We start from the raw sequence: 7,465 nt of genomic DNA, 5'->3' as shown, positions 1-7,465 counted from the left end.
GGGAGCGCCACCCCCACAGCTACCAGGTGGCCTACTACCGGCCCACGGGGCTGGACGCCGCGGTCTTCCAACCCGACAAGGACCTCAAGGTGGAGAACGACACCCCAGGGGCCCTCTGGGTGCAGGCCTCCATCCAGGGGCACACCCTGCGTTTCCACCTCTTCGGCACCAAGGACCGGACCGTGGCCTGGAAGGGACCCATCTTGCTGGAAAGGACCCCACCCCTTCCCCCCAAGGAGATCCTAGACCCCACGCTTCCCCCAGGAACCCGGAAGCAGGTGGACTTCGCCGCGGAAGGGGCGGTGGTGGAGGTTAGGCGCTACGTGCGCTACCGGGACGGGCGGGGGGTGGAGGAGCGCTTCCTGAGCCGCTACCGCCCCTGGGGGGCGGTGTACCTGGTGGGGCCTAGCCCAATAGCTCCAGGAGCACCGCCCGCTCCACCGGCAGGAGGCGGTGGGGTTCCGTGACCCGGGCCGCCTCGCCCCGCTTCAGGTGGAGGTAGCGCCCTTCAGGGAGGTCTATGACCAGTTCCCCTTCCAAAAGGAGGTAAAGCCGGAAAAGGCCGGGGCGCTCCTCGGGGGCCTCCAAGGGGTAGGCCCTTAGGGGAAGCCCCGGGACCTCGAGGGGGCCTTTTTTGGCCAGGCGGAGGAGGTGGAGCTTGAAGCTTTCCATCAGTCCCCCACCACCGCCTCCTTCTTGGCCCGGCCCTTCCTCATGCGGAGCTTGAAGAGGGCCTTCTTGGCCAGCTTAGCCTTGGCCTCGTCCAGGGCCTCGCCTTGGGCTAGGGCCTCGAGGGCCTTCTGCTCCTCCTTGGGAAGCTCGGGAAGGAAGGGCATAAGCTCCTCCCAGTCCCGGGGCTTGCCCTGGGGAAGGGCCTTCTTGGCCCGCCCCTTGGCCTTGGGGGCCTCCTTGGGCAGGAGGGCGGGGTCGTGGAGGGGGCAGGCGGGGTTTAGGCAAGCCCCCTCGCCCTTCTTCACCAAGGGCCAGCCGCACCCCGGGCAAGGGGTGGAGAGGAGGGGGTAGAAGGAGAGGAAGTCGCAGGCCTTGTTCTCGCAACGGTAGTAGGTCCGCTTCCTTTGGCTTCGCTTCTCCAGGATCCGCCCCCCGCACTTGGGGCAGGCCCAGGGGGTGAGCTTGGCGTCGTCCCGGGTGTAGTCGCACCCGGGGTAGCCGGTGCAGGCGATGAAGGGCCCGAAGCGGCCCCGCTTGCGCACCAGGGGCCGGCCGCACTTGGGGCAGGCCTCCTCCAGGGGCTCGTCCGCTTCCAGGGGCTCGGTGTAGGTGCACTCGGGGTAGCCGGTGCAGCCCAGAAACTGCCCGTAGCGGCTCACCTTGAGCTCCAGGGGGCGGCCGCACCTGGGGCAGGTCTTCTTGGGCACCTGGGCGAGCTCCTTCAGGAAGGGCTCGTAGAACTCCCACACCACCTTGGGCCAGGGAGCCTTCCCCTCCTCCACCTGGTCCAGGCGGTCTTCCATGCGGGCGGTGAACTCGTAGGCCACCACCTGGGGGAAGTGGCGCCTCAGGTAGTCCGTGACCTCCTGGCCCAGGGGGGTGGGAAGGAGGGTGCGGCCCCTCCGTTCCACATAGCCCCGCTTCTCCAGGGTCTCCAGGGTGGGGGCGTAGGTAGAGGGCCGGCCAATGCCCAGCTCCTCCAGGGTCTTCACCAAAGTGGCGTCGGTGTAGCGGGGTGGAGGCTCGGTGGCCTTCTCTTCCGGCCTCACCTCCAAAAGCCGGGCCTCGGCCCCTTGGGAAAGGGCAGGCACCGGGGGCTCTTCCTCGTCCTCCTCCCTTCCCCAAGCCTTGAGATAGCCCTCAAACTTCAAGACCGAGCCCGAGGCCCGGAAGCGGAAGGAGCCCCCCTCCAGGAAGACCACCGTGTGCTCGTAAAGGGCGTCCCGCATTTGGCTCGCCAAAAAGCGGCGCCAGATGAGGTCATAGAGGCGGTGCTCCTCCTCCGAGAGGTAGGGGCGAACAGACTCAGGGGTGCGCCTTGGGTCCGTGGGACGGATGGCCTCGTGGGCGTCCTGCACCCCCTCCCTTCGGTTCCGGTACACCCTGGGGCTTTCTGGGAGGTACTCGAGGCCGAAGGCCTTCCCGATCACCTCCCGGGCCAGGGCCAAGGCTTCAGGAGAGACCCGCACGGAGTCCGTGCGCATGTAGGTGATGAGGCCCACGGTGCCCTCGGGGAGGTCCACCCCCTCGTAGAGGCGCTGGGCGATGCGCATGGTGCGGCTTGCGGTGTAGCCGAGCCGGGAGGAGGCGGCCTGCTGCAGGGCGGAGGTGGTGAAGGGAGGTGGGGGGGCCTTGCGCCGTTCCTTGACCTCCACCCGCCCCACCCGGTAGGGGAAGCGGAGGGCCTCCTGGGCAAGCCTTCTCGCCTCCCCTTCCTCCTTCAGGTGGAGCCGCCCTTCCTTCTCCCCCTGCCCCGCCCAGAGGCGCTTCCCCTCCACCTCGTAAAGGGAAGCCCAGAGCTCCTGGCCCTCCGCCCGGAAGCGCCCGTGGAGGAGCCAGTAGACCTCCCTCTTAAAGGCCCCAATCTCCTCCTCCCGCTCCACCACGAGCCTTAGGGCCACGCTCTGGACCCTTCCCGCGGAGAGGGCCCGCTTGCGGAAAGCCTGGGAGAGGAGGGGGGAGAGGTTGTAGCCGAGAAGGCGGTCTAAGACCCTCCTAGCCTGCTGGGCATCCACCAGGTTCTGGTCTATGGGCCTAGGGGCCTCCACCGCCTGGCGCACCACCTTGGGGGTGATCTCGTGGAACTCCACCCGGATGGGCTCCTTGGGGTCCCGCCCTAGGAGGCGGGCGATGTGCCAGCCGATGGCCTCCCCCTCCCGGTCGGGGTCGGTGGCGATGAGGAGGCGCTTGCCCTCCGCGGCCCGCTTCAGCTCCTCCACCACCTCCTTCTTCTCCTTCTTCACCTCGTAGGTGGGGGCGAAGCCCTTCTCCACGTCCACCCCCAGGGCCCTTTCCGGGAGATCGGCCACGTGGCCCTTGCTGGCCCTGACCTCGTACCCCGGGCCCAGCATCTTGCCGATGCTTTTAGCCTTGGCGGGGGATTCCACCACCACCAAGACCCCCCTCTCTCCCTCAGGGGTATTCCGCTTGGACTGGCCCCGTTTAGCCGGCATCGCCCCCATTTAGGGGGAAACGGCCCCTTTTGTCAACCCCTGGGCATCAGGGCGCGGTTCCGGAGGAGGGCGCTCCTAAAGGCCCGGACCACCTCCTTGTCCAGGCGGCCCTGGGCGGCCTCCTTAGACAGGGCCTCGAGGGCTTCCTCCTGGGGAAGGGGCTTGCGGTAGGTGCGCACGCTGGTGAGGGCATCGTAGATGTCCGCCGCGGAGAGGGCCTGGACCAAAAGGGGCACCTGGGTGAGGCCATCCGGGTAGCCAGAGCCGTCCAGCTTCTCGTGGTGCCAGCGCACGTAGGGCCTTAGGCGAGGGTGAGCCCGGAGGGGCTTTAGGATCTCATCCCCCACCTCGGGGTGCCTACGGATAAAGGCCCACTCCGCCTCCGTGAGGGGGTAGTCCCCCCGCAGGATGTGGTCGGGGATAGCGATCTTGCCCACGTCGTGGAGAAGAGCCCCCATCTTGAGGTCCTTAAACTCCTCCTCCGAAGCCCCAAGCTCCTCTGCGGCCCAGAGGGCGTAGCGGGCCACCCGTTCCCCGTGGCCCGCGGTGTAGGCGTCCTTGGCCTCCACCGCCCTCATGAGGACGAGGAGGGTCTTCTCCAGCTCCTCTACTTCCTCCTTTAGGCGCCGCCTTTCCAGCTGGCCCTTCACCCTAAGGCGGAGCTCGCTGAGGTCCACGGGGCGGTTTAGGAAGTCGTCTGCCCCCGCCTGTAGACCCTTCAGGCGGGTCTCCCGCTCCCCATCCGCGGTAAGGAGGAGGACGGGGAGCAAGGGATCTTGGGCCTTCACCGCCTGGGTGAGCTGGAGGCCATCCATCACCGGCATGTGGAGGTCGGTGAGGACCAGGTGGAAGGGCTTTTCCCCTAGGAGATCCAGGGCCTCCTTCCCGTTCCTGGCCTCCGCCACCTCCACCCCCAAAGGGGCCAAGGCCCGCATGAGGAGAAGGCGCTGGGTGGGGTCGTCGTCCACCACCAAGACCCGCATCCCCTACCTCCCCAGCGTGGGCTGCACCGCCCCCAGGGAGGCCAGGCGGTGCAGGCAGAAGGCCACGTAGTCCCAAGGGAGGCCAAGCTGCTCGGCGATCTCCCCCACCGAGGCCCCCCGGGCCAGGAGGTCGGCCGCGGCCCTAAGGAGGTCCCGGCAGGGGGCCTTCCCGGAAGAGGGGGCTCCCAACCGGTTGAGCCCTTCCGGGCTGATCCTGAAGCGGGCCTCCTTGGGAGGCAGCTTTTCCCGGACACGCTCCAGCTCGTCCGTAAGGGTCACCAGGCTGAGGAGGGCCCGGTCCAGGGGCCAGTTTAGACGGTACTTGTGGGAGGGCTTCACGTGGGGGATGAACTCAAAACTCCCCTCCCGGGCCCGAAGGAGGGCCTGGAAGACCGCCTTGGCCGCCAGGGGCGGCAGGGGCTTGCCCTTTTGGTCCAGGGAGCGGATGTAGCCCGGCTTGAGGTAAAGGGTGGTGGCGGGCACCCCCTTCACGTTCCAAATCTCCAGCGCCCCCTCCTTGTGGCCTAGGGCCTGAAGGAGTTCATCCAGGGGCAAATCCTTGAGGTTTCCCAATAGGGCCATACAACCCTCCTCCTAGGGCCCAAGGTAAAAGGGCCCTGTGAAAACCCCTTGAAAGCATGCTAGAATGCCCCCTCGTGCTGGTGCGCCCCGCCCTCCTGCCCGAGCTTCCCCCCTCCCCCAAGGCCCTCTTCGGCCGGGAAGGGCCTTTGGTGGTGGAGGTGGGCTTCGGGGACGGTCGCTTTACCGCCCTTTACGCCAAGCTCCACCCGGATAGGCTCGTCCTGGGGGTAGAGGTCTCGGCGGGGAGCGTGGTGCGAGCGTTACGGCGCCTCAAGCGGGAAGGGGTGGGAAACGTCCGCCTCTACCACGGGGAAGGGGCCTTCGCCCTGAGGAACCTGGTGCCCCCAAGGGGCGTCCTGGAGGTCATCGTGAACTTCCCCGACCCCTGGCCCAAAAAGCGCCACCAGGAAAACCGGCTCCTCCAGCGGGGCTTCTTCCGCAAAGTCTCCACCCGTCTTGGGGAGGGGGGGAGGCTCCTCCTCACCACGGACCACGAGGACTATTTCCACTTTGCCCTGGAAGAGGCCCTGGCCACAGGGCTTTACCGGGTGGAAACCCCCCCGCCCCCGCCCCTCCACCTCGCCACCAAGTACGCGGAGAAGTGGAAAGGGGAAGGCCGCCCCTTCTTCCACGCGGTCTTCACCAAGACCCTGGGGGACGAGGCCCCCTGGCCCCCCACAAGGAGGTACCCCATGGCCCACGCCCTTTTGGAAGGCCCCTTGCCGGAACACCTGCCCCTTTCCAAGACCGTCCTCCCCCTAGAAGGGGGGGTGGCGGTCTTTCTAAAGGTCCTCAGGGATGAGGAGGGGTTTTACGTGCTCGCCCACGTGGAGGAGGAGGACCTGACCCAAGACCTCCTCCTGGAGGTGCGGCGGAGCGCCCACGGGGTCTACGCCGGGGTGAGCCACTTCGGCCACCCCCTTATCACCGAAGGGGTGAAGGGGGCGGTCCGGGGCCTGGTGGAGCGGCTAAAGGGCCTGGGCCTAAAGGTGGTCCAGGACCACGCCTAGTAAGATGACCCCATGAGGCTTCCCCCGCGCCAGGACTCCCTAAAGTGGAGCGCCTACCCCGAAGGGGTCCTGCCCCTCTGGGTGGCGGACATGGACTTTCCTGTGGCTGAGCCCATCTGGAAGGCCTTGAAGGAGCGGGCGGAGGGGTTTTTGGGCTACCCCCCAAGGGAAGGGGATGGGGAGCTTAGGAGGCTCATCCTGGAAGGGGCGGGGGTGGAAGGAGACCTAGTCTTCATGCCTGGGGTGGTGGTGGGGCTTTACGCCGCCGTGGCCGCCTTCACCGCCCCGGGGCAGGGGGTGCTGACCCAGGTGCCCATCTATCCCCCCTTCCTCGCCGCCATCCGGGAACAGAAGCGCACCCTTCTGGCCAACCCCTTAAAGGAGACGGAGGAGGGGTGGCGGCTGGACCTTCAGGGCCTGGAAAGGCTGGCCTACGCCTCGAGGCTCCTCCTCTTCTGCCACCCGCAAAATCCCACGGGCCGGGTCTTCACCGAGGAGGAGCTTTCCGCCCTGGCCTCCATCGCCCGCAAGCACGACCTCATCGTGGTCTCGGACGAGCTCCACGCCCCCCTCACCTACGAAAGGTCCCACACCCCCTTGGCCCGCCTCCTCCCCGAAAGGACCCTCACCCTGGTGGGCCCGGGCAAGGCCTACAACCTGGCAGGCCTGCCCATCGGGGCGGCCATGGGGCCTAGGCCCCTCTTGGAAGCCCTAAAGCGCCACCTACCCCACACCTTCCCCAACGTCCTGGCCATGGCCGCCTGGAAGGCCGCTCTCCTGGAGGGGGGGCCTTGGCTGGCGGAGACCCTGCGGCAACTCCGGGCCAACCGCGACCGGGTGGCCGCCTGGGCCAAAGCCGTGGGCCTCGGCCACTTCCCCCCGGAGGGAACCTACCTAGCCTGGCTCAAAACCCCCGTCCCAAAGGCTGCGGCCTTCTTCCTGGAAAGGGCCAAGGTGGCCCTGAACCCCGGGGAGAGCTTTGGGGAGGGGTATGGCGCCTACGTCCGCCTCAACTTCGCCACCTACCCCGAGGTGCTGGAGGAGGCCCTAGGCCGCTTGCAAAGGGCCTTGGAGGAGGGCTAAGCACCTCCATCGCGGGAAGCCCCTTCAAAAGGCCTAACCCCCCCGCCCTCGGGCGGGGGGGTTTCCTGAGGCCCTACTGGACCACCTCCACGGGGATCCGCTTGGCCCGGACCTCCGCCACCTTGGGCATGGTGAGGCGGAGGATGCCGTGGCGGAACTCGGCCTTGGCCCCGCTGGCGTCCACCTCCACGGGCAGGGCGAAGGTGCGGACAAAGGAGCCGTGGGCCATCTCCTGGAGGTAGTAGCGCCGGGCCTTCTCGTCCGCGCTGGGCCGCACCTGGCCGCGCACGGTGAGCTTGTTGCCCTCGAGGCTCACCTCCAGGTCCTCAGGGGAAAGGCCGGGGATGGCCATCTCCAGGATCAAGGCCTCGTCCGTCTCGTAGAGGTCCGCCGGGGCCACGTAGGCCACCGCGGGCCGGGCCAGATCGCCCCAGGTCTCCTCAAAGAGCCGATTCACCTCCTCCAAGAGGGAGAACGGACCCCAGGTGCGGAAGGGCGTGAGTTCACGACCGTCCCGACGAACCAGGGTCATCTTCATCACCTCCACTTTTGCTTAGAGGCTGTCGTAAAAGGGTGGTATCCTTGAGGGGTGAGCTCTAGACGATCTTACCCCAGCGACCTCAGTGATGCGGAGTGGGCCCTCCTGGAACCCCTCATCCCAGCCCCCAAGCCTGGCGGCCGC

8 protein-coding genes and 1 pseudogene are annotated in these 7,465 nt (G+C 67.6%); 4 read left to right on the top strand and 5 right to left on the bottom strand.

Annotation, left to right across the window (positions count from 1 at the left end; genetic code table 11):
* The coding region (locus tag WKI94_RS11060) for a VanW family protein (RefSeq protein WP_337845787.1) at positions 1-467 on the top strand (467 nt) is incomplete at its 5' end.
* On the opposite strand, the gene WKI94_RS11055 is transcribed toward WKI94_RS11060, so the two are convergent.
* From WKI94_RS11055 to WKI94_RS11040, 4 genes are read right to left on the bottom strand one after another with little or no spacing between them, the layout of a single operon-like run.
* Positions 406-672, bottom strand: coding sequence for a hypothetical protein (locus tag WKI94_RS11055; RefSeq protein ID WP_337845786.1), 267 nt, complete (start codon positions 670-672; stop codon positions 406-408). The genes WKI94_RS11060 and WKI94_RS11055 overlap by 62 nt on opposite strands.
* Positions 672-3,125 (bottom strand): type I DNA topoisomerase, encoded by a 2,454-nt coding sequence (gene topA / locus WKI94_RS11050; protein WP_337845785.1) that lies wholly within the window; start codon positions 3,123-3,125, stop codon positions 672-674. Before topA ends, WKI94_RS11055 begins: the two co-directional genes overlap by 1 nt.
* A gap of 32 nt (positions 3,126-3,157) precedes the next feature.
* Positions 3,158-4,108, bottom strand: a complete 951-nt coding sequence (locus WKI94_RS11045; RefSeq protein WP_337845784.1) for an HD domain-containing phosphohydrolase — start codon at positions 4,106-4,108, stop codon at positions 3,158-3,160.
* Between the two features lie 3 nt (positions 4,109-4,111).
* Positions 4,112-4,690 (bottom strand): DUF4388 domain-containing protein, encoded by a 579-nt coding sequence (locus WKI94_RS11040; protein ID WP_337845783.1) that lies wholly within the window; start codon positions 4,688-4,690, stop codon positions 4,112-4,114.
* Between the two features lie 74 nt (positions 4,691-4,764).
* Between WKI94_RS11040 and trmB the strand changes: the two genes are divergently transcribed.
* Complete coding sequence (gene trmB / locus WKI94_RS11035) at positions 4,765-5,700, top strand: tRNA (guanosine(46)-N7)-methyltransferase TrmB (RefSeq protein WP_337845789.1); 936 nt, start codon at positions 4,765-4,767, stop codon at positions 5,698-5,700.
* A 12-nt stretch (positions 5,701-5,712) separates the two neighbouring features.
* Positions 5,713-6,783 carry an aminotransferase class I/II-fold pyridoxal phosphate-dependent enzyme gene (locus WKI94_RS11030; protein ID WP_337845782.1) on the top strand — a complete coding sequence of 357 codons (1,071 nt, stop codon included), beginning with the start codon at positions 5,713-5,715 and terminating at the stop codon, positions 6,781-6,783.
* Between the two features lie 73 nt (positions 6,784-6,856).
* Here the strand turns inward: WKI94_RS11030 and WKI94_RS11025 are convergent, their stop codons facing one another.
* A complete protein-coding gene (locus WKI94_RS11025) occupies positions 6,857-7,315 on the bottom strand; it encodes an Hsp20/alpha crystallin family protein (RefSeq protein ID WP_337845788.1) in 459 nt (152 codons plus the stop codon).
* 57 nt (positions 7,316-7,372) lie between these two features.
* On the opposite strand from WKI94_RS11025, the pseudogene WKI94_RS11020 reads away from it, so the two are divergent.
* A pseudogene (locus WKI94_RS11020) lies at positions 7,373-7,465 on the top strand (IS5/IS1182 family transposase); the annotation flags it as partial.

This window comes from Thermus sp., from assembly GCF_037444525.1.
Classification (GTDB): domain Bacteria; phylum Deinococcota; class Deinococci; order Deinococcales; family Thermaceae; genus Thermus.
The sequence above is the reverse complement of the archived record's forward strand: the minus strand, read 5'-3'. Positions and strand labels throughout refer to the sequence as shown.

What these genes read in the sequence shown, in the direction of transcription:
- topA (WP_337845785.1), bottom strand. Translation starts at nt 3,125, where the DNA reads ATGCCGGCTAAACGGGGCCAGTCCAAGCGGAATACCCCTGAGGGAGAG.
- WKI94_RS11030 (WP_337845782.1), top strand. Translation starts at nt 5,713, where the DNA reads ATGAGGCTTCCCCCGCGCCAGGACTCCCTAAAGTGGAGCGCCTACCCC.
- WKI94_RS11045 (WP_337845784.1), bottom strand. Translation starts at nt 4,108, where the DNA reads ATGCGGGTCTTGGTGGTGGACGACGACCCCACCCAGCGCCTTCTCCTC.
- WKI94_RS11055 (WP_337845786.1), bottom strand. Translation starts at nt 672, where the DNA reads ATGGAAAGCTTCAAGCTCCACCTCCTCCGCCTGGCCAAAAAAGGCCCC.
- WKI94_RS11040 (WP_337845783.1), bottom strand. Translation starts at nt 4,690, where the DNA reads ATGGCCCTATTGGGAAACCTCAAGGATTTGCCCCTGGATGAACTCCTT.
- WKI94_RS11025 (WP_337845788.1), bottom strand. Translation starts at nt 7,315, where the DNA reads ATGACCCTGGTTCGTCGGGACGGTCGTGAACTCACGCCCTTCCGCACC.